The 24,378-nt window shown below is 66.0% G+C and carries 20 protein-coding genes; 12 read left to right on the top strand and 8 right to left on the bottom strand.

Features of this window, described 5'->3' with window-relative positions:
- Positions 1 to 42: 42 nt before the first annotated feature.
- The 4 genes from rodA (at position 43) to ACM14_RS10630 (ending at position 5,338) form a co-directional block, all read left to right on the top strand.
- Positions 43 to 1,212, top strand: coding sequence for a rod shape-determining protein RodA (gene rodA, locus ACM14_RS10615; protein ID WP_013804102.1), 1,170 nt, complete (start codon positions 43 to 45; stop codon positions 1,210 to 1,212).
- 352 nt (positions 1,213 to 1,564) lie between these two features.
- Complete coding sequence (tldD, locus tag ACM14_RS10620) at positions 1,565 to 3,025, top strand: metalloprotease TldD (RefSeq protein ID WP_012203417.1); 1,461 nt, start codon at positions 1,565 to 1,567, stop codon at positions 3,023 to 3,025.
- Between the two features lie 93 nt (positions 3,026 to 3,118).
- A complete protein-coding gene (locus tag ACM14_RS10625; protein WP_013804100.1) occupies positions 3,119 to 3,739 on the top strand; it encodes a hypothetical protein in 621 nt (206 codons plus the stop codon).
- 441 nt (positions 3,740 to 4,180) lie between these two features.
- Entirely contained in the window at positions 4,181 to 5,338 is a 1,158-nt protein-coding gene (locus ACM14_RS10630; RefSeq protein WP_012203418.1) for a 3-deoxy-7-phosphoheptulonate synthase, read from the top strand.
- A 58-nt stretch (positions 5,339 to 5,396) separates the two neighbouring features.
- On the opposite strand, the gene ACM14_RS10635 is transcribed toward ACM14_RS10630, so the two are convergent.
- Complete coding sequence (locus tag ACM14_RS10635) at positions 5,397 to 5,765, bottom strand: YqcC family protein (RefSeq protein WP_065346122.1); 369 nt, start codon at positions 5,763 to 5,765, stop codon at positions 5,397 to 5,399.
- 259 nt (positions 5,766 to 6,024) lie between these two features.
- On the opposite strand from ACM14_RS10635, the gene ACM14_RS10640 reads away from it, so the two are divergent.
- Complete coding sequence (locus ACM14_RS10640) at positions 6,025 to 6,342, top strand: hypothetical protein (RefSeq protein WP_012203420.1); 318 nt, start codon at positions 6,025 to 6,027, stop codon at positions 6,340 to 6,342.
- Positions 6,343 to 6,416: 74 nt separating this feature from the next.
- Here the strand turns inward: ACM14_RS10640 and mpl are convergent, their stop codons facing one another.
- Positions 6,417 to 7,856, bottom strand: coding sequence for a UDP-N-acetylmuramate:L-alanyl-gamma-D-glutamyl-meso-diaminopimelate ligase (gene mpl, locus ACM14_RS10645; protein ID WP_065346123.1), 1,440 nt, complete (start codon positions 7,854 to 7,856; stop codon positions 6,417 to 6,419).
- Positions 7,857 to 8,100: 244 nt separating this feature from the next.
- Between mpl and ACM14_RS10650 the strand changes: the two genes are divergently transcribed.
- The 7 genes from ACM14_RS10650 to ACM14_RS10680 all read left to right on the top strand — a co-directional run bounded on the left by ACM14_RS10650 (position 8,101) and on the right by ACM14_RS10680 (position 14,725).
- Positions 8,101 to 8,709, top strand: coding sequence for a hypothetical protein (locus tag ACM14_RS10650; protein WP_013804096.1), 609 nt, complete (start codon positions 8,101 to 8,103; stop codon positions 8,707 to 8,709).
- A gap of 46 nt (positions 8,710 to 8,755) precedes the next feature.
- Entirely contained in the window at positions 8,756 to 9,256 is a 501-nt protein-coding gene (locus ACM14_RS10655) for a TlpA disulfide reductase family protein (RefSeq protein WP_013804095.1), read from the top strand.
- Positions 9,257 to 9,401: 145 nt separating this feature from the next.
- The gene (gene accB / locus ACM14_RS10660) at positions 9,402 to 9,866 is read left to right on the top strand and encodes an acetyl-CoA carboxylase biotin carboxyl carrier protein (RefSeq protein WP_012203424.1); all 465 of its coding nucleotides are present in this window, start codon (positions 9,402 to 9,404) and stop codon (positions 9,864 to 9,866) included.
- Between the two features lie 132 nt (positions 9,867 to 9,998).
- On the top strand, positions 9,999 to 11,363 hold the full coding sequence (accC, locus tag ACM14_RS10665; protein ID WP_012203425.1) for an acetyl-CoA carboxylase biotin carboxylase subunit: 1,365 nt from the start codon (positions 9,999 to 10,001) through the stop codon (positions 11,361 to 11,363).
- An 84-nt stretch (positions 11,364 to 11,447) separates the two neighbouring features.
- Complete coding sequence (gene prmA, locus ACM14_RS10670; RefSeq protein WP_012203426.1) at positions 11,448 to 12,338, top strand: 50S ribosomal protein L11 methyltransferase; 891 nt, start codon at positions 11,448 to 11,450, stop codon at positions 12,336 to 12,338.
- 75 nt (positions 12,339 to 12,413) lie between these two features.
- Positions 12,414 to 13,787, top strand: a complete 1,374-nt coding sequence (locus ACM14_RS10675; protein ID WP_065346124.1) for a zinc-ribbon and DUF3426 domain-containing protein — start codon at positions 12,414 to 12,416, stop codon at positions 13,785 to 13,787.
- Positions 13,788 to 13,822: 35 nt separating this feature from the next.
- Positions 13,823 to 14,725, top strand: coding sequence for a carbohydrate kinase family protein (locus tag ACM14_RS10680; RefSeq protein WP_012203428.1), 903 nt, complete (start codon positions 13,823 to 13,825; stop codon positions 14,723 to 14,725).
- Between the two features lie 97 nt (positions 14,726 to 14,822).
- Here the strand turns inward: ACM14_RS10680 and ACM14_RS10685 are convergent, their stop codons facing one another.
- The 6 genes from ACM14_RS10685 to ACM14_RS10710 all read right to left on the bottom strand — a co-directional run bounded on the left by ACM14_RS10685 (position 14,823) and on the right by ACM14_RS10710 (position 24,377).
- Entirely contained in the window at positions 14,823 to 15,509 is a 687-nt protein-coding gene (locus ACM14_RS10685; RefSeq protein WP_065346141.1) for a histone, read from the bottom strand.
- A gap of 177 nt (positions 15,510 to 15,686) precedes the next feature.
- A complete protein-coding gene (locus ACM14_RS10690; RefSeq protein ID WP_063328010.1) occupies positions 15,687 to 16,778 on the bottom strand; it encodes a ribonucleotide-diphosphate reductase subunit beta in 1,092 nt (363 codons plus the stop codon).
- 206 nt (positions 16,779 to 16,984) lie between these two features.
- Complete coding sequence (locus tag ACM14_RS10695) at positions 16,985 to 19,906, bottom strand: ribonucleoside-diphosphate reductase subunit alpha (protein ID WP_065346125.1); 2,922 nt, start codon at positions 19,904 to 19,906, stop codon at positions 16,985 to 16,987.
- Between the two features lie 529 nt (positions 19,907 to 20,435).
- Positions 20,436 to 21,071: a 1,6-anhydro-N-acetylmuramyl-L-alanine amidase AmpD gene (ampD, locus tag ACM14_RS10700; protein ID WP_013804091.1), complete on the bottom strand. Its 636-nt coding sequence runs from the start codon at positions 21,069 to 21,071 to the stop codon at positions 20,436 to 20,438.
- Complete coding sequence (locus tag ACM14_RS10705; RefSeq protein WP_065346126.1) at positions 21,058 to 22,614, bottom strand: sigma-54 dependent transcriptional regulator; 1,557 nt, start codon at positions 22,612 to 22,614, stop codon at positions 21,058 to 21,060. The genes ampD and ACM14_RS10705 overlap by 14 nt, the downstream gene beginning before the upstream one ends.
- Positions 22,614 to 24,377: a PAS domain-containing sensor histidine kinase gene (locus ACM14_RS10710; protein WP_065346127.1), complete on the bottom strand. Its 1,764-nt coding sequence runs from the start codon at positions 24,375 to 24,377 to the stop codon at positions 22,614 to 22,616. The genes ACM14_RS10705 and ACM14_RS10710 overlap by 1 nt, the downstream gene beginning before the upstream one ends.
- Position 24,378 lies beyond the last annotated feature (1 nt).

The raw sequence follows: 24,378 nt of genomic DNA on the forward strand, positions 1-24,378 counted from the left end.
CCACGGGATAATGGCGGCCCGTGCCCGCGACCGACCATCCCCGTGACCGAATTCGACAAGCCCTCCCTCTGGCAACGTGTTGCCCCGCTGCTGCGGGGCTTTGACTTCTGGTTGCTACTGTTCGTGGGCATGCTGGCGTCGGCGGGGCTGATCGCCATGTACTCCTCGGGCTTCGACCACGGCACGCGCTTCACCGACCATGGGCGCAACATGCTGATCGCGGCGGCCATCCTCTTCGTCGTGGCCCAGATTCCCCCGCAGCAGCTCATGAAGGTGGCCGTGCCGCTGTACATGCTGGGCGTGGCGTTGCTGGTGGCGGTGGCGCTGTTCGGCATCACCAAGAAGGGGGCGCAGCGCTGGGTCAACGTGGGCGTGGTGATCCAGCCCAGCGAACTGCTGAAGATCGCCACGCCGCTGATGCTGGCCTGGTGGTTCCAGCGCCGCGAGGGCCAGCTGCGCGGCACGGACTTCGTGATCGCCATGGTCCTGCTCCTGGTGCCCGTGGGGCTGATCATGAAGCAGCCTGACCTGGGCACCTCGCTGCTGGTGATGGCCGCAGGCCTGTCCGTGATCTTTTTCGCGGGCCTGCCCTGGAAACTCATCGTGCCGCCCGTGCTGGCCGGCGCCATCGGCATCACGCTTATCGTGCTGTACGAGCCCCAGCTATGCGCCGACGGCGTGCGCTGGCCCGTGCTGCATGAATACCAGCAAACCCGTGTCTGCACCCTGCTGGACCCCACGCGCGATCCGCTGGGCAAGGGATTCCACATCATCCAGGGGATGATCGCCATCGGTTCGGGCGGTGTCTGGGGCAAGGGCTTCATGGCCGGCACCCAGACCCACCTGGAGTTCATCCCCGAGCGCACGACCGACTTCATCTTCGCGGCCTATTCCGAGGAGTTCGGACTGGTCGGCAACCTGTTCATCATCGTCTCCTTCCTGCTGCTGGTCTGGCGCGGGCTGGCCATCGCCATCCAGGCCAATTCGCTGTTCGCGCGGCTCATGGCGGCAGCCGTGGCCATGATCTTCTTCACCTATGCCTTCGTGAACATGGGCATGGTCAGCGGCATCCTGCCCGTGGTCGGCGTGCCGCTGCCCTTCATCAGCTATGGCGGCACGGCCATGGTCACGCTGGGGCTGGCGCTGGGCGTGCTGATGTCGGTGGCGCGCTCGCAGCGGCAGCTGCCGGGCGAGGGCGGCGGGCCGCTCTGAATCGCACTTTGCGGCGCCAAAGGCGCCCGCAAATGTCAAAGAGTCTGGATGCCTGCGTTATCGGGCGTCGCATTCCTTCCTGCGATTTGGCTTGTAAACTGAGACTCCAAAAGCGCTGGTTGCTCCTTTTTTGATAGTTTCTGCGGGAGTCTGCTCACTTGCCACCGCCGCCAGGGCAGGCTACAAAGCAAGTGCGGACATGGGCCAGCATGTTCGCCATCCACGCGGATGCATGCCTACGGAATGCCGCTCAGCCTGGTGGAGCGGCATTCCGTTCTTTTTTGTGGGTTGGCAAGCCGCTGGCCGCAGCCGTTGCACGGCGAGGGCATGGCCGGCTCTCTACAATGCGTGAATGATCTCCCGCGAACCCACCATTGAACGCCTGGCCACAGCGCGCCAGTTGCTGCTTGAGCCCTTCGGGCTCGATGAAACCCATCTCGCGCGCGCACTGGCCGAGATCCGCAGCCACCAGGTCGACGACGCCGACCTCTACTTCCAGTACACCCGCGCCGAAGGCTGGAGCCTGGAAGAGGGCATCGTCAAGACCGGCAGCTTCAGCATCGACCAGGGCGTGGGCGTGCGTGCGGTCAGTGGCGAGAAGACGGCATTTGCCTATTCCGACGATATTTCCGAAGCCTCGCTGCTGGATGCCGCGCGCACCGTGCGCTCCATCTCGGGCGCGGCCCAGAGCAAGCGCGTGCGCGCCAATGCTCCCAAGATTGCGCAAAGCCGCTCGCTGTATCCCGGTCTGGACCCCATCGCCACGCTGGACAGCACGGCCAAGGTCGAGCTGCTGGGCAAGGTCGAGAAACTGGCCCGCGCCAAGGACCCGCGCGTGGTCCAGGTCATGGCCGGCCTGGCCAGCGAGTACGACGTGGTGCTGGTGGCCCGTGCCGATGGCACGCTGGCGGCCGACGTGCGGCCGCTGGTGCGCCTGTCGGTTACCGTGATCGCCGAGCAAAAGGGCCGGCGTGAGGTGGGCTCTGCCGGCGGCGGTGGCCGTTTCGGCCTGGCCTATTTCAGCGACGAGCAGATCACCCAGTACGTGGACGAGGCCGTGAGCGCGGCCCTCACCAACCTGGAATCCCGTCCCGCGCCGGCTGGCGAGATGACCGTGGTACTTGGCCCAGGCTGGCCCGGCGTGCTGCTGCACGAAGCCGTGGGCCACGGTCTGGAAGGCGACTTCAACCGCAAGGGCGCCAGCGCCTTCAGCGGCCGCATCGGCCAGCGCGTGGCTGCCAAGGGCGTCACCGTGCTGGATGACGGCACGCTGGCCGATCGCCGCGGCTCGCTCAACGTCGATGACGAAGGCTGCACCAGCCAGAGCAATGTGCTGATCGAGGACGGCATCCTCAAGGGCTACATCCAGGACGCGATGAATGCCCGCCTGATGGGTGTCAAGCCCACGGGCAACGGCCGCCGCGAAAGCTATGCCCACATTCCCATGCCGCGCATGACCAACACCTACATGCTCGGTGGCGACCGGGAGCCGCAGGAAATCGTGGCCTCGATCAAGAAGGGCCTGTACGCCACCAACTTCGGCGGCGGCCAGGTCGATATCACCAGCGGCAAGTTCGTGTTCTCCGCCAGCGAGGCCTATTGGGTCGAGAACGGCAAGATCCAGTACCCCGTCAAGGGCGCGACCATCGTGGGCAGCGGCCCGGAATCGCTCAAGCACATCACCATGATCGGCAACGACATGCGCCTGGACAGCGGCGTGGGCACCTGCGGCAAGGAAGGCCAGAGCGTGCCTGTGGGCGTGGGCCAGCCCACGCTGCGCATCGACGGCCTGACGGTGGGCGGCACGGCCTGACGGTCCCATGCCCGCGCCCTGCACGGCAGGCCGGGCCCTGTCCTGCCTGACGCGGCCCGCCGCGTTCGGTGGGCGCCGCCCGGCGCCGATTCCATGACCCAGCTTTCCTTTTCCTCCCGGCCAGGCCCGCGGACCTCCGTCCATCCCCTGCGCAGCCTGCCGAAGCAATGGCGTGCCTGGGCCGGCGAGTCGCGGCTGAGCCGCTTCTGGCAGCATGAGCTGATCGTGGGCGACCTGCAGCCCATGCACCAGCAACTGGCCTTGCTGGCCGTCGCACTGGACGAGTCCGTGCGCGTGCGCTATGCGGGCAGCCCGCGCCCCGCGGTGGAAGACGCCATACAGCAGCTTGACCTGGCGGTGCTGGACCACCAGCACTTTCTCACCACGCTGGCCACGGGCTGGCATGCCCTCTACGAATTTCCTGCCTACCAGCGTCTGCTCAAAGGCTTCAGGGAGGCCGTCCACGCATGGCAGCAGTCCGTGCTGGTGGGCGATGCCCAGGAGCCCGAGCACTTCCGCCGCTGCGAGCGCCTGGGCTGGCGTCTGCTGGGCGATGCCTGCCTGCTGACGGACATGTTTGCCGAATCCGCTGCCGTGGCCGGCGAAGCCGATGTGACTTCCATCCTGTCTGGTTACAAGGCGCGCCGATGGCAACCCTTGAGCGCTGTGCGCCGGGCCCTGCGCAGGCTGCGTGACGCATTGCTGCGGCGTTGATCGGGCCCTTGCGTGACGCGCCGATGCATCATTTCCCGGGGTTTGCACGTTTTCATGGCCGATGGCAATAAAACTGCATGGCATCGTGATTTTCTACATGTTCATGAAGAATTTTTGCGTGAAACTGAAAAAAAAGCAGTTTTACTGCGTCAATGATTTTGTGCTTTCTCTCTGTGGCACGGTGAACGGCAGCTTCCCCGCCTTCATGTCCATGTTGCACTGCGAAAAATGACTGTGCTACATTCGATCCCCATGCAAGCCCGTGCCTCCTTCTACTTTTACTTTTGGTTCTCCTCCCCGGCGGAAGAGAGGTAAGCGCGCGCACCCGAACAAACCTCCCTCAAAACCGCCGAAGCTGTAAAGCCCGGCGGTTTTTTGTTTTTCCCCTCCCGATTCTTCGCTCCGTTTTCCACGATCCATCTTTCCTCACGAAAGCAAGCAATGACTGCTCATCAAGCTTCCCTCGCCGATTCCTGGTATCGCGGCGGTTCCCAAAAGACTGGCCAAACCGACGACGCACGTATCAAGGACATCACCGTGTTGCCCCCTCCCGAGCACCTCATTCGCTTCTTCCCCATCCGCGGTACGGCCGTCGAAACCCTGATCGGCGACACCCGCCGCACCATCCACAACATCATGGCTGGCGAGGATGACCGCCTGCTGGTCATCGTCGGCCCCTGCTCCATCCACGATCCGGCGGCCGCCATCGAGTACGCACGCCGCTTGGCGCCCATACGCGAGCAGTACAAGGACACGCTGGAGATCGTGATGCGCGTGTACTTCGAAAAGCCGCGCACCACCGTGGGCTGGAAGGGTTTGATCAACGATCCCTACCTGGACCAGAGCTACCGCATCGACGAAGGCCTGCGCATTGCGCGGCAACTGCTGATCGACATCAACCGCCTGGGCGTGCCGGCCGCCAGCGAGTTCCTGGACGTGATCTCGCCCCAGTACATCGCCGATCTGATCAGCTGGGGCGCCATCGGTGCGCGCACCACGGAAAGCCAGGTCCACCGTGAACTGGCCTCGGGCATCTCGGCGCCCATCGGCTTCAAGAACGGCACGGACGGCAACATCCGCATCGCCACCGACGCCATCCAGTCGGCCAGCCGCGGCCACCACTTCCTGTCCGTGCACAAGAATGGCCAGGTTGCCATCGTGAACACGGCGGGCAACCAGGATTGCCACGTCATCCTGCGCGGCGGCAAGACCCCCAACTACGACGCGGCCAACGTGGCCGCTGCCTGCGAGGATCTGGAAAAGGCCGGCCTGCCTCCCACGCTGATGGTGGACTGCAGCCACGCCAACAGCTCCAAGCAGCATGAGCGCCAAAAGGATGTGGCACGTGACATCGCCGGACAGATCAGCGGCGGCTCGCGCAGCGTCTTCGGCGTGATGATCGAGGGTCATCTCGTGGGCGGTGCCCAGAAGTTCACGCCCGGCAAGGACGAAGTGGCTGCCCTGACCTACGGCCAGAGCATCACCGATGCCTGCCTGGGCTGGGATGATTCCCTGGCAACGCTGGCCGAGCTGTCCGACGCCGTGCAGCAGCGCCGCGTCAAGCATCCCGAGCCGGCTGCGGCCCTGGTTGCCGCCTGAGCTTGAAAAGAAAACGGGGCATGCATGCCCCGTTTTTTCCATGTCCCGGTTTGCTTGTTCAGTGTGGCGGCGTGGCGTCCGGCGGGGTCAGTCCGCCCTGGTTCAGCGTGTCGTCTATGCCCAGCAGCAGGACCAGCAACCGGCGCTTGTCGAATGCCACGGGCTGGCTCCATTCATGCTCGGCCAGTGGATGCACGTGGCTTTGGCAGGGCAATTGGCCGCGGGCATCGACCACGGCACGCAGCCGGGGCAGGAAAACCCACTGCAGCCATTCCTGCAGCTTGAGCGTGTCGTACATGAACGGCATGGTCGATGCCATGGCCTCAGGGCTGGGCGCCACGGCCGACCAGAGGCTCTGGCTGCGCAACTCGTCTTCGAGTTGCTGCAACTGGTCGAGCAGTTTCTGGTGCGTGGTGTCGGTTGTCATGCGGTGAGGTCCATGAAAAAACGGGGCCAAATCTGTCGGCCATTGTACGTTTGCACCTTTGGGCAGGCGCTGGCAGGCCTTGAAACACCTGCTGGCGGCAGTGCCGACTCCAGCGCCGGTGCCAGTCTCTGGCACTTGAGGCATGTCAGCTTGCCCGGGGTGTGGAAAAGGCGCTTGCGGTTAAGCTCAGGGCATGAGTGACAGCCCTGTCTGCATGAGCAGGCACAGGGCCGTATCCCGTAATGAAGAGAGGAGTTCCATGCGCAGCGAAGTGATTGTGGTGTTGGATGCCGGACAAGAGTACCGCACGGACACCAGCGGGCTCACCCCCATGAGTTCCGATGAAGGACGGCATTGGCTGGACCAGCAGTTCATCTCCATGGACTGCGAACCCCTGCGCGCCAGCGGCAAGGTTCTGCTGGCCGACAAGCTGGTGGTGGTGGCGCGTGCGGCGCGTTCGCGCTCCGGGCTGTTCGACGACGAGCAATGGCGCAACAGCTATGCCGTGGCCGCCCAGGCCGTGCTGTCCAAGCCGCTGATCCGTGTCGATGTGCCGGCGATGTCCATCAGTTACTGACGACAGACAGATAGCGATACAGCAAAGAAGCCTGGGCATGACCCGGGCTTCTTTCATTGGGGGCTGGGCCCGGTTCAGCCTGCGGCTTGCAGCGCCGCCAGCAGCTTGGGATGAATGCCACCGAAGCCGCCATTGCTCATGCACACCACGTGGTCACCGGGGCGGGCGGCTGCGCGGATCTGCCCGATCAGCGTATCGATGTCTGCAGCCACCTGCGCCTTGTGGCCGGCTCCCACGCCCAGGGGGCGCAGCGCCTCGGCAGCATCCCAGTCCAGGCCGGCCGTGTGGCAGAACACCAGATCGGCGCTTTCCAGGGCCCAGGGCAGTTGCGACTTCATGGTGCCCAGCTTCATGGTGTTGCTGCGCGGCTCGAACACCGCCAGGATGCGTGCCTGGCTGCCGAGCTTGCGGCGCAGGCCGTCCAGCGTGGTGCGGATGGCCGTGGGATGGTGGGCGAAGTCGTCGTACACGGACACGCCACCCGCCATGCCGCGCAGCTCCATGCGTCGCTTGACGTTCTGAAAGCGCGCTAGCGCATCGCAGGCCTGGGCCGGCGTCACGCCCACATGCTCGGCCGCTGCAATGGCAGCCAGCGCATTGAGCTGGTTGTGCTCCCCGGTCAGTGCCCATTCCAGGCGCGCGACCTTGTGGCCACGGTGCAGCACGTCGAAGGCGCTGGGATCACCCTGGGCACTGAAATCGCTGACCACCGCACCGAAGCTGGAGACCTCGCTCCAGCAGCCCTGGTGCAGCACGCGGGTGATGCTTTCCTCTATGCCGTTGACCACCAGCCGCCCGGAGGCGGGAACGGTGCGAACGAGATGGTGGAACTGGCGTTCGATGGCGCCGAGGTCCTCGAAGATGTCGGCGTGGTCGAACTCCAGATTGTTGAGCACGGCCGTGCGCGGGCGGTAGTGCACGAACTTGCTGCGTTTGTCGAAGAAGGCCGTGTCGTATTCATCGGCCTCGATGACGAAGACGGGCTCCGCGCCGGCCGGCCCCTGGCCTGGCGTCGGGCGGCTGGATGCGCCCAGGCGGGCCGAGACGCCGAAGTCCAGTGGCACGCCGCCGACCAGAAAGCCCGGAGTCAGGCCTGCGCATTCGAGAATCCAGGCCAGCATCGACGTTGTGGTCGTCTTGCCGTGGGTGCCGGCCACGGCCAGCACATGGCGCGGGCAGGACGGATGGTGCAGCACCTGTTCGCAAAGCCATTGCGGACCGCTGGTGTAGGGGGCGCCGCTTTCAAGAATCGCCTCCATCAGCGGGAACTTGGGGCTGCCGTCGGGCAGCCGCGCGCGGCTGACCACGTTGCCCACGACATACATGTCGGGTTGCAGGGCCATCTGGTCGGCGCCGTAGCCCTCGATCAGGTCGATGCCCAGTGCACGCAACTGATCGCTCATCGGCGGATAGACGCCGGCGTCGCAGCCTGTGACGCGGTGCCCAGCCTCGCGCGCCAGTGCGGCCAGTCCGCCCATGAAGGTGCCGCAGATGCCCAGAATATGTATGTGCATGGCCGGGCATTCTACGGTTGCCGTCATGTCCGGGAGGCCTGTCCTGCAAAAACAGGAGCTTGCGGCCCAGCAGGCACCGGGTCCCGGAAACACAAGGTTGCGAAATCGCCGGTGCAAGGCGCTGGCGGGAACGTGCAAAGCCCGTCCGCGGCCGGCGGTGCCGCGGCTTGGGTCACAATGGCCCGGGGCCATCCACAGGGAAGGCCTCTTATATATATGTAGGGATACAGCGGATCGGAAAGCCATGGACCAAGCCACTGCCGAAATTGCCCAGACCGCGGCCCGCCTCGTGGTCGAGGAAGGGCTGGAATGGGGGGCTGCCAAGCACCGCGCACTTCGCCAGTTGGGGCTGCCCGCGCGCACCGCGCTGCCGGGCAACGACTTGGTGGAAGAGGCCGTGCGCGAATACATTGCCCTGTTCTGCGCCGACACCCAGCCCCAGGAGCTGCAGGCCCTGCGCGAACTGGCCCTGCAATGGATGGACCGCCTGGCCGAGTTCCGGCCCCATCTGGCCGGCGCCGTCTGGCGCGGCACAGCCACCCGCCTGTCCGATATTTACCTGCAGCTGTTCTGCGACGACCCCAAGTCGGCCGAGATCGCGCTGATCAACCAGCATGTGGAGTACGAGCCCAGCACCGTCACCGGCTTTACGGGGCAGGCCGTGGAGGCCTTGAGCATCCACGCCTTCTGCCGCCCTTTGAACGAGTCCGTGGGCGTGCATCTGCTGGTGTACGACCATGATGATCTGCGTGGCGCACTCAAGCCCGACGGCCAGGGGCGCAGCCCGCGCGGCAGCGCCGAGGCGCTGCGCAGGCTGTTGGATCAGGATGAAGAGGAGGCCGACCGTGGCTGATTCAGTGGATGCAGGGCAAAACACATCTTCCCGCCGCCGTTGGCTGATGGGCGGCGTTGCCGCCGCCGCGGGCCTGGGTGGGGCAGGGTTTGCGTGGTGGCGTTTTCAGCCGCACGCCATGGATGCCAGTGCCGAAGAGCAGCTGTGGCAACAGCGCTTCATCACGCCCGATGGCTCCGCCATGACGCTGTCGCGCTGGCGCGGCAAGCCGGTGCTGGTCAATTTCTGGGCCACCTGGTGCCCGCCCTGCGTGCGCGAGCTGCCCATGCTTGATGCCTTCTCGGCACGCCAAGACCAGCATGGTATTCAGGTCATTGGCCTGGCTGTGGACAAGCCGGAGGCCGTGCAGCGCTTCCTGGGTCGCACACCCCTGCGTTTCCCTGTGGCGCTGGCGGTGGAAGGCGGTCTGGGCCTGACCCGCTCGCTGGGCAATCTGCAGGGCGGACTGCCCTTCACCGTGCTGCTCGGCGAAGATGGCATGGTGCAGCAACGTAAAATAGGTGAGCTTACTACCGAAGATCTGGCTTCCTGGAGCGCAAAAGGCTGATTTTTCGCATCATCGAAGCTGTGAAAGCTCAGGAAATGCCCTGAATTCCATGGCGACGTTGATGAAAAATATGCCTCAAAGCACGCAGAAGGGCGAAATTGGAGTAAATTCGCGCCCTATTTAGTTGTTAGCCGCTGGAGCTCCCATGGATTTGCGAAAACTCAAGACCCTCATTGATCTGGTGTCCGAATCGAACGTGTCGGAACTGGAGATCACCGAAGCAGAGGGCAAGGTCCGGATCGTCAAGAGCGAAGGCGCCGTGGTGCAGCACTATGTGGCAGCGCCCATGCAGGCTCCCATGGCCGCGCCGATGGCGGCACCCGTCGCCGCTGCCCCCGCAGCACCCGTGGCGGCACCGGCCGAGGCAGCCGTCTCCGGCCACGTGGTGAAGTCGCCCATGGTCGGCACCTTCTACCGCGCCTCCAGCCCTGGCGGCAAGCCCTTCGTGGAAGTGGGCAACCAGGTCAAGGAAGGCGAGACCATCTGCATCATCGAGGCGATGAAGATTCTCAACGAGATCGAAGCCGACAAGAGCGGCACGATCACGCGCATCCTGGGCGAAAACGGCCAGGCGGTAGAGTACGGCCAGCCCCTGTTCGTGATCGAGTAACCTGCAGGCGAGCGATGCCGCAAGCGGCACGACGCCCTGGCGCGAACGCATGCCGCGGCGCGACAGAGCAATTGGCTCAACTGACGGCTTCGGCCTGCGTACCGGCGCAGGCACCAAGTCGCGAGGACCTTCATGTTTAAGAAAATTTTGGTTGCCAACCGGGGCGAGATTGCCCTGCGCATCCAGCGCGCCTGCCGTGAATTGGGCATCAAGGCGGTGATGGTGTATTCCGAGGCCGACCGTGACGCAAAGTACGTCAAGCTGGCCGATGAGGCCGTGTGCATCGGCCCCGCGCCATCGCCGCTGAGCTACCTCAACATGCCGGCCATCATCTCGGCCGCCGAGGTGACCGACGCCGAGGCCATCCACCCCGGCTACGGCTTTCTCAGCGAGAACGCCGACTTTGCCGAGCGCGTGGAAAAGAGCGGTTTCACCTTCATCGGCCCAACGCCCGAGAACATCCGCACCATGGGTGACAAGGTCTCGGCCAAGCAGGCCATGATCAAGGCGGGCGTCCCCTGCGTGCCCGGCTCGGATGGCGAGCTGCCTGACGATCCCGTGCAGATCCGCCGCATCGCCAAGGCCGTGGGCTATCCGGTGATCATCAAGGCCGCAGGCGGCGGCGGTGGCCGTGGCATGCGCGTGGTGCATACCGAGGCGGCGCTGATCAATGCCGTGCAGATGACCAAGGCCGAGGCCGGTGCGGCCTTCGGCAATCCGGCCGTCTACATGGAAAAGTTCCTGCAGAACCCGCGTCATGTGGAAATCCAGATCCTGGCGGACAACCACCGCAACGCGGTCTACCTGGGCGAGCGCGACTGCTCCATGCAGCGCCGCCACCAGAAGGTCATCGAGGAAGCACCGGCTCCGGGCATTCCGCGCCGCCTGGTCGAGAAGATCGGCGAGCGCTGCGCCGCTGCCTGCAAAAAGCTGGGCTACCGTGGCGCCGGCACCTTCGAGTTCCTCTTTGAAAACGGCGAGTTCTACTTCATCGAGATGAACACCCGCGTGCAGGTGGAGCATCCGGTGACCGAACTGATCACGGGCGTGGACATCGTGCGCACCCAGATCATGGTGGCCGCAGGCGAGAAGCTGCCCTTTACCCAGCGCCAGATCAATGCCCAGCTCAAGGGCCATGCGATCGAGTGCCGCGTGAATGCCGAGGATCCCTACAACTTCATGCCGTCGCCGGGCCGCATCACCATGTGGCATGCCCCCGGTGGCCCCGGCGTGCGCGTGGACTCGCACGTCTACAACAACTACTTCGTGCCGCCGAACTACGACTCCATGATCGGCAAGATCATCGTCCACGGCGACACGCGCGAGCAGGCGCTGGCGCGCATGCGCACGGCGCTGCTGGAGACCGTGGTCGAAGGCATCAAGACCAATATCCCGCTGCATCAGGATCTGATGGTGGACGCCAAGTTCATGGAAGGCGGCACCAACATCCATTACCTGGAAGAGTGGCTGGCGCACCGCAACGCCAACAAGCGTTGAGCAGGTCGCCCGATTGACCCTGCATGCTGGCCCCCGGCGACGGCGGCCAGCATTTTCATTTATTGCATAGAAAAGGATGGGCCCATGTTCGAGTTGAGCCTGCTGTGCCCGGAAGACCGGGTTGAGACCGTCAGCGATGCGCTGGATGCGCTGGACGCCCTGAGCGTATCGGTGGAGGATGCCGACGCGCAGACCGAGGCCGAGCAAGCCCTGTTTGGCGAGCCCGGCATGCCGCCGCCCAAGGACGGCTGGCAGCGCAGCCGCCTGGTGGCACTGTTCCCCTCGCAGCAAGCGGCCGAAGAGGCGCGTGATCTGCTGCTGCCCCAGGACTTCTTCGAGGGCTGCAGCATCATCGCCGTCAAGCAGGTGCCGGAGCAGGACTGGGTGCGCCTGACGCAGTCGCAGTTCGCCCCGGTGGACATCACGCCCGAATTCTGGATTGTTCCCACCTGGCACGAGTTGCCGCCCGAGGCGCGCGTGAGCATCCGCCTGGACCCGGGCCTGGCCTTTGGCACGGGCACGCACCCGACCACGCGCATGTGCCTGCGCTGGATCGCCCGCCAGCCGCAGGGCAGTCTTGGCCGCACGCTGGACTACGGCTGCGGCTCGGGCATCCTGGCCATTGGCGCTGCCAAGTTCGGTGCCACCGACATCGACGCGGTGGACATCGACCCGGCAGCCGTGGAGTCCACGCGCTACAACGCCGATGCCAACGCCGTGCAACTGAAGGCGGGCCTGCCCGATGCCGGCAACGGCGAATACCGCACCGTGCTGGCCAACATCCTGGCCACGCCGCTCAAGGTGCTGGCGCCGCTGCTGTGCGGCCGCGTGGCAGCAGGTGGAAGCCTGGTGCTGGCCGGTATCCTGGAGCGCCAGGCCGACGAGCTCAAGGAGGCCTATGCGCCGTACCTGGCGCTGGAAGTGGCCGACAGCGAAGATGGCTGGATCCTGATGACCGCGCGTCGCGCGGCCTGATTTCCGGCCCGAGTCCCCGCGCGGCCGCTGCCTTCGTGGCGCGGGCCGTGAGCAGCTGCCTACAATCGATCGCTGATGAGCCAAGTCACCCGCTGTCCTGCCTGTGGAACCCGCTTCAAAGTGGTGGCCGACCAGCTGCGAATTTCGCAGGGGTGGGTGCGCTGCGGCGTCTGCCATGAAGTGTTCGATGCCTCCGAGGATCTGCAGCCCCTGCCCACGGCACCTGTGAACGCGGCCGGCACCTCGGTGGCCGGCACTCCGGTGGCTGGCGGGGCATCGCACAACCCTGCCGAATTCGAGGACGATGACATCCGCGAATTCAGGGAATCCATGTGGCTGCCGACGGCGCCGAGCGGATTGCCGGGGCGGGCCGCATCGGGGCCTGCTGCACCTGTTGCACCCTCTGTGCCTGCCGCACCTGCGGTATCCACCGCAACCACGGCTGCGGCCGCCAGGGCCGAGCCTTCGCCGTCCATGCCGCCGGCCGAGATGCCGACTCCAGAGGCCCCGCCTTCGTACCCTGTGACCGCGAAGGACCCCTCCGCCAGCGCCGCCGAAGAGTCGGGCAGCGCGCTGCCTGGAGCGTCGCTGGTGGACGAGATCCTGGCTGCGTCCCGGGCAGCGCCGAAGTCCCCGCCCGCTGCCCAGGCCGAGCAGGCCGTTGACGGCCTGCTCGGACCCGAGCCTGACACTGCGGCTCCTGTGCCCGCACCGGCAAAGGATGAGGAAGGCGTGCCGTTCACACGGCCCCATAAGCCATCTGACAAGCCATCCGACAAGTCGTCCGATGCGCCTGCGCCGTCCGTGCCAACCGGCCTGCTCCGGGAATCGGAGCCGCAGGCGCAGGCCTCCGTGCCTTCGCCGGAGTTCTCCCGCTGGCCCGACAGCGATGGCGAAGGCAGCGGTGAGGCTGCGGCCGCGCTGCCCGAGGCCGAGCCCGGCTTTGTGCGCCAGGCGCGGCGCAAGGCCTTCTGGCGCCGGCCTGCCGTGCGCGTGGCGCTTGTGATGGGCAGCCTGCTGGGCGTGGGCGCCTTGGCAGGCCAGGTCATGTGGGGCCAGCGCGATGCGCTGGCCGTGCAGCATCCTTCGCTGGCGCCCGCGCTGCAGGCCCTGTGCGCCATGGCGGGCTGCGAGCTGCAGCCACGCCGCCAGATCGGCGATGTGGTGATCGGCAGTTCGGGCTTTCGGCAGTTGCCGCGCAGCGGCCAGTACCAGTGGAGCCTGAGCCTGGAGAACCGTTCCGACTTCCCCGTGGCCATGCCCGCTGTCGAACTCACGCTCACCGATGCCCAGGACAAGCTGCTGCTGCGGCGCGTGATCCGGCTTGACCAGTTCGGCGCGCCCGCGCAGATCGAGGGCCATGGCGAGTGGAGCGTGACAGCCCCGGTCGAAGTGCAAGGCCTGGAGGCGGCCGTGGCCGGCTATCGCGCCCTGGTTTTTTATCCCTGAATCCCCCTGACTTTTCAAGAAAGCCGAGACACACCATGGCCGCTCTCATCTGCGGATCGCTTGCGTTCGACAACATCATGACCTTCGAGGGAAGGTTTGCCGACCAGATCCTGCCTGACCAGTTGCACATCCTCAATGTGTCCTTCCTGGTGCCCACACTGCGCCGCGATTTCGGCGGCTGCGCCGGCAACATCGCCTACGCCCTGCGCTTGCTGGGCGGTGATGCCTGGCCCATGGCCATGGTGGGCAGCGACGGCGCCGACTATGTGCAGCGCCTCGACGAACTGGGCGTGCAGACCGCGCACATCGGCCAGCTGCAGGACACGCACACGGCCCAGTGCATGATCATGACGGACCGTGACAACAACCAGATCACGGCCTTCCACCCGGGCGCCATGATGCAGGCCCACGGCAACCGCATCACGCCAGAGCTCAAGGAGCAGGTGCGCGTGGGCATCATTGCGCCCGATGGCCGCCAGGCCATGCTCGAGCATGCCCAGCAGTTCAAGGCGGCCGGCATTCCCTTTGTGTTCGATCCAGGCCAGGGCCTGCCCATGTTCGATGGACAGGAGCTGCGCAGCTTCATCGAGCAGGCTGACTGGGTGGCCGTGAACGACTACGAGGCCCGCATGCTCAGCGAGCGCACGGGCTGGAGCCTGGAGCAGATTTCCGGGCAGGTGCAAGGCCTGGTGGTGACGCTGGGGGCAGAGGGCTGCGAGGTCTGGGTGCAAGGCGCCAAGACCCTGGTGGCGCCGGTGCAGCCCGCCGCCGTGGTCGATCCCACGGGATGTGGCGACGCATGGCGTGGCGCCATGCTGTTCGGCCTGGAGCGTGGCTGGGACCTGGTGCGTTGCGCCGAACTGGGCAACCGCCTGGGCGCGCTCAAGATTGCCAGCCGTGGCCCGCAGAACTACGTGCTGGACTTCGCCCAGCCCTGAAGCCGGGATCACCGGCCGGCGGCGCAGCCGCCGGCTTCACAATGAAAAAAGCCCGACTCCAAAGAGCCGGGCTTTTTGCTTTGAGACCGGAAAAGTCTCAGGGCTTGTTGCCTGTGGGGAAGGGCCATGCGGCTTGGGGAGCCAGGCGGGTTTGCGCGATGGGCGCAGGTGCGGCAGCAGGAGCTGCAGGCGCGGCAGCGGCGGGAGCTGCTGCGGCCTTCTTGGGGGCAGCGGCCTTCTTCGGGGCTGCAGCCTTCTTGGCGGGAGCGGCAGGAGCTGCTGCGGCCTTGGCGGGCGCTGCGGCAGGCTTGGCAGCTGCAGCGGGCTTCTTGGCAGCAGCAGGAGCGGCAGCCTTCTTGGCGGGAGCAGCGGCCTTCTTCGCGGCAGGTGCAGCAGCCTTTGTGGCAGCGGGAGCAGCGGCCTTCTTGGCAGCAGGAGCAGCAGCCTTCTTGGCAGGAGCAGCGGCCTTCTTTGCGGCAGGTGCAGCAGCCTTCTTGGCGGGAGCGGCGGCCTTCTTTGCAGCAGGAGCAGCAGCCTTCTTGGCGGGAGCGGCAGCCTTCTTTGCAGCAGGAGCAGCAGCCTTCTTGGCAGGAGCGGCAGCCTTCTTGGCAGCAGGAGCTGCAGCCTTCTTCACAGCAGGTGCAGCAGCCTTCTTGACGGGTGCTGCCTTGGCAGTGGCCGTGGTTTTCTTCACGGTTTCAGCCTTGGGAGCAGCCGCCTTTTTGGCAGTGGTTTTCTTGTCGGTGGGGGCCTTGGTGGAGGCCGTCTTCTTCGCAGTTGCCATCATCTTCTCCTTCGTTGATTTGCACAAAACACTTCGGGGTACGGGGCTCCGAAGCGATCCAAAGCGATGTGGAGTGACGCATCGCAATGAACACGGAGACGCCCCACGCCGCAACACCATCGGTATTGCAAAAGCGTGAAGCGCGTCATGGTTCGCATTGTGCCTGCAGAGAAGCGATTAATCCCAGGAAAGTGCGCCGCCGGTTTGATACTCGATGACGCGTGTCTCAAAGAAGTTACGTTCCTTCTTCAAATCGATCATCTCGCTCATCCAGGGGAACGGGTTTTCCTCGTTGGGGAACAGGGCCTCAAGGCCGATCTGCGTGGCGCGGCGGTTGGCGATGTAGCGCAGGTAGCCCTTGAACATCGATGCGTTCATTCCGAGCACGCCGCGCGGCATGGTGTCCTCTGCGTAGCGGTATTCCAGCTCGACGGCCTTGACGAAAAGCGCCGTGATTTCTTCCTTGAATTCGGCTGTCCACAGCTGTGGATTTTCGAGCTTGAGCTGGTTGATCAGGTCGATGCCGAAGTTGCAGTGCATGGACTCGTCGCGCAGGATGTATTGGTACTGCTCGGCGGCGCCGGTCATCTTGTTCTGGCGGCCCAGCGCAAGGATCTGCGTGAAGCCCACGTAGAAGAACAGGCCCTCCATCAGGCAGGCGAAAACGATCAGCGACTTGAGCAGGGTCTGGTCGGTTTCGAAGGTGCCGGTCTTGAAGGCGGGGTCCATGATCGCTTCGATGAAGGGGATCAGGAATTCGTCCTTGTCGCGGATGGAGGGGACTTCGAGATAGGCGTTGAAGATCTCGCCCTCATCCAGGCCCAGCGACTCCACGATGTACTGGTAGGCGTGGGTGTGGATGGCTTCCTCGAAGGCCTGGCGCAGCAGGAACTGGCGGCACTCGGGCGCCGTGATGTGGCGGTAGGTGCCCAGCACGATGTTGTTGGCGGCCAGCGAATCGGCCGTCACGAAGAAGCCCAGGTTGCGCTTGATGATGCGGCGCTCGTCCTCGGTCAGGCCGTTAGGGTCCTTCCACAGGGCGATGTCGCGGTTCATGTTCACTTCCTGCGGCATCCAGTGGTTGGCGCAGGTGGCCAGGTACTTTTCCCAGGCCCACTTGTACTTGAACGGCACCAGCTGATTGACGTCGGTCTTGGCATTGATGATGCGCTTGTCGGCGGCATTCACGCGCTTGTGTGTGGTGCTCGGCGCAGCCTCCGCGCCGCTGGGCGTGTTCGAGAGGGTGGCGTCGTCGTCAAAGGTCAGCATTGCAAATTTCTCCGGCATGCCCTGGGGCATATGTTCAGTTCATTCGGTGCGAAAGAGTCCTCTCTTTCTGCTCCGGTCAATGTAGGACCATGGGTGGCCTGGCGTGTTGAGCAGGCCCAAGGTCCATGGCGAAGATCCTGCGCATGGCGCTGGCTGGCGGGCAGGGCGCGGGGCCTGCGCCGTGGCGAGGCCCCGCGCTGCGCGGCTTACTGGCAGGCTTCGCAGCCGGGATCGTCGATGGCGCAGAACTTGATGTCCGTCGCCGGTGCCTGGGCGCGTGCGGCGGCTGCCGCGGCTTCCAGGGCGCTGGAGGTGTTCACGGCGGCAGGCTGTGCGGCGGCGGCCGAGGGCACGGCGTTGAGCACGCGGCTTTGCACCGTGGACTTCTCGATGTTGGTGGCGCTGGTGGTGCGCAGGTAGTAGGTGGTCTTCAGACCGCGCAGCCAGGCCAGCTTGTAGGTGTCGTCCAGCTTCTTGCCCGATGCACCGGCCATGTAGATGTTCAGGCTCTGGGCCTGGTCGATCCACTTCTGGCGGCGCGCAGCGGCCTCGACCAGCCAGGTGGGCTCGACCTCGAAGGCGGTGGCGTACAGGCTCTTGACGTCCTGGGGCACGCGGTCGATGGGGCGCAGCGAGCCGTCGAAGTGCTTGAGGTCCATGACCATCACGTCGTCCCACAGGCCCAGGCGCTTCAGGTCACGCACCAGGTACTGGTTGATGACGGTGAACTCGCCGGACAGGTTGGACTTGACCGACAGGTTGCCGAACGAGGGCTCGATGGAGGCATCGACGCCGACGATGTTGGAGATGGTCGCCGTGGGCGCGATGGCCACGCAGTTGGAGTTGCGCATGCCGTGCTGGCCGATCTTGGCGCGCAGGGCATCCCAGTCCAGGCGCGAGGAGCGGTCCACTTCCACATAGCCGCCGCGTGCCTTCTCCAGCAGGTTCAGCGTGTCCAGCGGCAGGATGCCCTGGTCCCACAGCGAGCCCTTGTAGCTGGAGTACTGGCCGCGTTCCTTGGCCAGCTCGGTGGAGGCCCAGTAGGCGTAGTAGCAGATGGCTTCCATCGACTGGTCGGCGAACTCGACGGCCGCGTCGCTGGCGTAGGCGATGCGCATTTCATAGAGCGCATCCTGGAAGCCCATCAGGCCCAGGCCCACGGGGCGGTGGCGCAGGTTGGAGTCCTTGGCCTTCTGCACGGCGTAGTAGTTGATGTCGATCACGTTGTCCAGCATGCGCATGGCCGTGGTGATGGTCTTGCGCAGCTTGCCGTGGTCGATGGCGCCATCGACGATGTGGCGCGCCAGGTTGACCGAGCCCAGGTTGCAGACGGCGGTCTCGGTGTCGCTGGTGTTCAGCGTGATCTCGGTGCACAGGTTGGACGAGTGCACCACGCCGGCGTGCTGCTGGGGCGAGCGCACGTTGCAGGGGTCCTTGAAGGTGACCCAGGGGTGGCCGGTCTCGAACAGCATGGACAGCATCTTGCGCCACAGGTCCATGGCCGGGATGCGCTTGAACAGCTTGAGTTCGCCGTTGTCGGCCTTGGTTTCGTAGGCCGTGTAGGCGTGCTCGAAGGCGGCGCCGAAGAGATCGTGCAGGTCGCCGACATCGGAGGGCGAGAACAGGGTCCAGTGGCCCTTTTCCATGACGCGCTTCATGAACAGGTCGGGAATCCAGTTCGCCGTGTTCATGTCGTGCGTGCGGCGGCGGTCGTCGCCGGTGTTCTTGCGCAGTTCGAGGAATTCCTCGATGTCCAGGTGCCAGGTCTCCAGGTAGGTGCAGACGGCGCCCTTGCGCTTGCCGCCCTGGTTCACGGCCACGGCCGTGTCGTTGACCACCTTGAGGAAGGGCACCACGCCCTGCGACTCGCCGTTCGTGCCCTTGATGCGCGAACCCAGGGCGCGCACGCGCGTCCAGTCGTTGCCCAGTCCGCCGGCGAACTTGGACAGCAGGGCGTTTTCCTTGATGGACTCATAGATGCCGTCCAGATCGTCGGGCACCGTGGTCAGGTAGCAGGAAGACAGCTGCGAGCGCAGCGTACCGCTGTTGAACAGCGTGGGCGTGCTGCTCATGAAGTCGAAGGACGACAGCAGCTCGTAGAACTCGATGGCGCGTGCATTGCGGTCCTCTTCCTGCAGCGCCAGGCCCATGGCCACGCGCATGAAGAAGGACTGGGGCAGCTCGATGCGCGTCTTGCGCACGTGCAGGAAGTAGCGGTCGTACAGGGTCTGCAGGCCCAGGTAGTCGAACTGCTCGTCGCGCTCGGCCTTGATGGCGGCAGCCAGGCGGGGCAGGTCGTAGTTCAGCAGCTCGGGGTTGAGCAGTTCGTTGTCCACGCCCTTGCGGATGAAGCCGGGGAAGTACTCTGCGTAGGCCGCCTGGATGTCGGCCGGGTGCACGTCACGGCCCATGACCTCGCGCACGATCGTGTGCAGCAGCAGGCGGGCGGTGACGTAGGTGTAGTCGGGGTCTTTCTCGATCAGCGTGCGGGCGGCCAGGATGGAGGCCTTGAAGACTTCTTCGATCGGCACGCCGTCGTACAGGTTGCGCAGCGTCTCGGCGACGATGGGGGCGGCCTGGATATCGGCGTTGAGGTTGCGGCAGGACGCCTCGATCAGCGCCAGCAGGCGAGCCTGGTCCAGCGGCACGCGCTGGCCGTTGTCGGTCACATGCAGCACGGGCGCCGGTGCGGCGGCGGCAACCGCTGCGGCCTCGGCGGCCTTCTTTTGCTCGGCACGTTCCTGGTTGCGGCGGTCGCGGTACAGCACGTAGGCGCGTGCCACGTCGTGGTGGCCGCCGCGCATCAGGCCCAGTTCGACCTGGTCCTGCACATCTTCAATATGGAAGGTGCCGCCGCCCGGACGCGAGCGCAGCAGTGCGCGAACCACGGCCTGGGTCAGCTCGTCCACGGTCTCGCGCACGCTGGCGGAGGCCGCGCCCTGGGCGCCGCGCACGGCCAGGAAGGCCTTGGTCAGCGCGACGGCGATCTTTTGCGGCGTGAAGGGCACCACATCGCCGCTGCGGCGGATGATCTGGTAGCCGTCCTGCACGGACAGGTGATGGGCGGAGGAAGGATTGGCAGCATCACCGTGCGCAGCGGGAGCCAAAGAATTCAGTGCTTCTTGCATGAGTTTCCTCAACGGGTGTTTGTGGATAGAACGGACGCGGACCTGCACTTGGGGCAGGCTTGCTGGGAGATGGAATCGGGGTCGGATGTACACACCGTTTTCACAGGGTGTGCACAGCTTGTGAACACTAGATATGGTGTCCAGCGTGCTTCTGGGCACTACCTGTAGTGTATCGCCGTCTCATGTACACGGGGTACTCACAGCCGGAAAACCGCTGTTTGCGCTGCGCCAAACGGGTGCGCAACCTACAAGCCAATAGCAGCAAAGGCCCGCTGCGCCGTGGCTTGCGGGCGATGGTCCGCCGCAAGCCGCTGCAGCCTTGGCCCTGCGCCGGTCGGACCGCTGAAAGCCCCATGGACAGTGGGGCTGCGACACATGCGTGAATTTGTAAAAAATGATCAGGCAGCCGCTGCGTGCGCCGGGCGCGCCACATCGGTTGCTTTCTGGATTGACACAGCCTTTGTCCTCTGCCTGTGGACAAGCGGGATTTTTCGCAAGACCTGGCGGTGCCTGCGATGAGGGTGTGCGCTTACGTGGAGGGCTGGCCCGCGCCCGGCGGCAGCTGCCAGTTCGCCGTGGCGGGGTGATGGGCCAGCAGCCCGCGCAGCCGGTGCCAGTCGAAGCCTGCGCCCGGATCGCATTTGCGGCCCGGCGCGATGTGCTCATGGCCTGCGAGATGGGCGACGGGGTAGCGGGCCGCGATGGCGTTGCACAGGGCATCGAGCGCCGCGTACTGGGCCGGCTCGAACCGCAGGCCCTCCAGGCCTTCGAGCTCTATGCCGATGGAGTCGTCGTTGCAGCGGTCGCGGCCCCGCCAGCAGGAAGCGCCTGCATGCCAGGCGCGCGCATCGCAGTCCACAAACTGCCAGACCTCGCCCTGGCGCGTGATGAAGAAATGCGCCGACACCTCCAGGCCGCGTATCCCCTGGTAGTAAGGATGGGCGTCCCAGTCGAGCTGGTTGGTGAACAGTTGCTGGACCGCACCCGTGCCGTACTCGCCGGGGGGCAGACTGATGGAGTGCACGACGACCAGATCGACCAGCGCCTGGGCCGGGCGCTCGCCAAAGTTGGGCGAGGGCAGGTGGCGGGCCTGCTGCAGCCAGCCGCCTTGCCAGGTCCAGGCCGGGGCCTGGGTGGCTTGCGCCTGTGGATCAGGACTCGCCATGGCCGCCTCCGTCCGTCTCCGCGCTGGCATCGCCGGGCAGGGCGATGTTCAGCCGGTCGATGCGGTAGCGGATCTGGCGCAGGCTCAGGCCCAGGCGCGCGGCGGTGGCCGTGCGGTTGAAGCCGTTTTCCTGCAGCGCCTGCACCAGGATGCCGCGCTCGCGCTCGTCCAGCCAGGCCTGCAGGTCGCGGGGCAGGTCGGCATCGGCTGGCTCTGGCGATAGCGGGCCACCTGGCGGCAGGGGGCGCGAAGGCGAGAGCGAAGGAGAGGGCGAGGCGGATGCGGGCGGTGCGGGCGGGGCAGGCGGTGCGGGCGGCGTGCCGCAGGGCAGCTGCATCTCGGGATCTATGCGCAGCGGCCCGTCCTCGCCCAGCGTGATGGCGCGGTGCAGCAGGTTCTCCAGTTCACGCACATTGCCGGGCAGGGGCAGGCGGGCGATCTGCTGCACTGAACGCTCGTCGATCTCGGGCATGGGCAGGCCGGATTCCTGCGACAGCCGTGCCAGCAGGGCGCGGCACAGGGCAGGCAGGTCTTCGCGGCGCTCGCGCAGCGGGGGCAGCAGTACCTCGATGACATTGAGGCGGTAGTACAGGTCCTGCCGGAAGCGCCCCTGCTGCACATCGGCAGCCAGGTCGCGGTGGGTGGCGCTGACGATGCGTACATCGGCCGCTTCCTCCTGTGCGGAGCCCAGGGGGCGCACGCGGCGCTCCTGGATGGCGCGCAGCAGCTTGGCCTGCATGGCCAGGGGCAGGTCGCCGATCTCGTCCAGAAACAAGGTGCCGCCGCGCGCCGCCTGGAAGTAGCCGTCGCGGTCCTGGGTGGCGCCGGTATAGGAGCCCTTGCGCGCGCCGAAGAACTCGGCTTCCAGCAGGTTTTCGGGAATTGCGCCGCAGTTCACGGCCACCATGGGGCCATGGGCGCGCTGGCTGCAGGCATGCAGCGCGCGGGCCACCAGCTCCTTGCCTGTGCCCGACTCGCCATGCACCAGCACCGGCGCCATGCCGCGCGCCACCTTGGCAATGCGCTGCTTGACGGCCTGCATGGCGGGCGACTCGCCGACCATGGCGTCCAGTGCGCCGCTGCCGTTGAGCACCGGGCTGGCGGCGGGAGCGGCCGAAGGGCTGCGCGCCGGCATCACGCCCGGGGCCGGCACACCGCCCACGCCCTGGGCGGCCGAGGCCACGACCAGGCGGAACTGCTTGAGGTCCACGGGCTTGGTCAGGTAGTCGAAGGCGCCTGAGCGCAGGGCCTCGACGGCGTTCTCGGCGGAGCCGTAGGCCGTCATGACCACGCAGCGCTCGCGTCGCTGCTGGCTGCGCAGGTCCTGCAGCAGCTCCATGCCCATGCCGTCGGGCAGGCGCATGTCGGTGATGACCACGTCGAAGCGCTGGGTCTGCAGCTGCTCGCGCGCCTCGCTCACGCTGGCGGCGGTTTCCACGCGGTAGCCTTCGCGCAGAAGGGTCAGTTCATAGAGGGTGCGCAGATCCGGCTCGTCGTCCACGACAAGGATCGATGCGGCAGCGGGCAGGGAGTTCAAAGGCATCACACCACAATCTGATCAAACAGGGAGGCCGGCAGGGCCGAGGCCGGGCCGGCACGGAACACGATGCTGAAGGCATTGCCCTCGACAGGGCCGTGCGGCGTGGGCCGCGACAGCCGCTGGTAGCTGATGCTGGCATCGTAGCGCTGGCACAGCTCGCGGCAGATATACAGGCCCAGGCCGCTGGAGCGGCTTTCCGAAGAGAAGAAGGGCTCGAACAGATGGCGTTGCACCGTGGGCTCCAGCGCGGCGCCGTCGCTCCAGACCTGTAGCCAGATCTGGCCGCCGGCCGGCGCGCCGGTCAGCACCTGCAGCGTGTGTGGCTCGTGGGCGTTGCTGCGGTAGCGCCGGGCGTTGTCCAGCAGGTTCACCAGGATGCGGCGCAGATGCTCGCCATCGAACACCACGGTCTTCTCCCGGGCGTCGAGCAGGAGCTGGATGCTGTGCACTGGCTGGCCCTGGGCCTGCCATTCCTGGCAAACCTGGGCCACGTGCTGGTCCAGGGCCAGCAGGCCGGCATGCGCCTCGCCAATGTGCTGCTGGGCCCGGGCGATGTTGAGTACGTCCTCGACGATGCGTGCCAGGCGCTCGGCATTCTGGCCCACGATGCGGCACAGCTGCTGCTGGGCCGGGTCCTGCGCCAGATCCTCGGCCAGCAGGGCATTGGCCTGGGTGATGGCGGCCAGCGGATTGCGGATCTCGTGGGCCACGGCGGCGGACATGCGGCCCATGGAGGCCAGCTTCTCCGTGCGCAGCCGCGCCTCCATCTCGCGCAGATCATGCAGAAAGACCACGCACAGCTGCTGCAGCAGCGCGGGCTCGGCCGCGTCGGCGGCGTCGGATGGGGTGGCGACTTCGGTCAGCCAGGTGCGCAGGTGCAGGCCCGTCATGCCTTCCTGGCCGATGGACTGCAGATGGATGGCGGCCGAGATGGGCAGGTTCTGGGCAAAGCTCTGGGCCACGGCGTCCTGCAGCCGCTGCCAGCCGGAATGCTCCTTGAGGGCGAAGGGCAGGGCATGCGCGTCGGCCAGCCCCAGCAGGTGCAGCGCGGCCGGGTTGGCCTGCTGCACGCGGAACTGGGGATCGACCACCAGCACGCCTTCGCCCAGGTGGCGGATCACCAGGGCATTGACCTGTTCCTGCGTCTGGGCCTTGCGGCTGCTGTGCTGGGCCAGGTGGCGCTCGCGCCGCACGCGGCGTGCCAGTTCGTGCGTCAGATAGGCCACCGCGAAATAGCCTGCGCAGGCAAAGCTGGCCTGGTAGTAGGCCTGGGTGCTTTCTATGCGGCCTGCCACGTCCTGCCATGCCACCCAGCCCAGGGTCAGCAACGTGACGCTGGCCGTGGTGGCCAGGGCCAGCGTCAGATTGCCCAGCACGGCCGAGATCAGGATGGGAATGGCCAGCAGGGCCGAGTAGTTCAGCGGCCCGGTCTGCAGCATCTGCAGCAGGCAGATGACTGCGATGTCCACGCCGATCACGGGCAGCCAGTGCACGCCGGCGCGGGGCGAGGGCGGCTGGGCGCGTGCCGTCAGCCGCAGCAGCAGCGTCAGCCCCAGGTAGCCCAGGCAGACCAGCCAGACCAGGGAATTGCCGCCGGGCTGCACGCTGAGCAGCGCCAGCTGCAGCAGCAAAAGCGCAGTGGCGATGAGCACGCGGCCGGTCAGGAAGCCCTGCCATAGCCGGACAAAGGGGGCGTTGGCGTCGTGCGGCGACTGCGCCGCGGCCTCGTCGATGGTGGGGGGCTGGGGGGGGGCCGCGTCCTGCATG

It is taken from the genome of Delftia sp. JD2 (genome assembly GCF_001682645.1).
In the GTDB taxonomy this organism is placed as follows: Bacteria; Pseudomonadota; Gammaproteobacteria; order Burkholderiales; family Burkholderiaceae_C; genus Comamonas; species Comamonas acidovorans.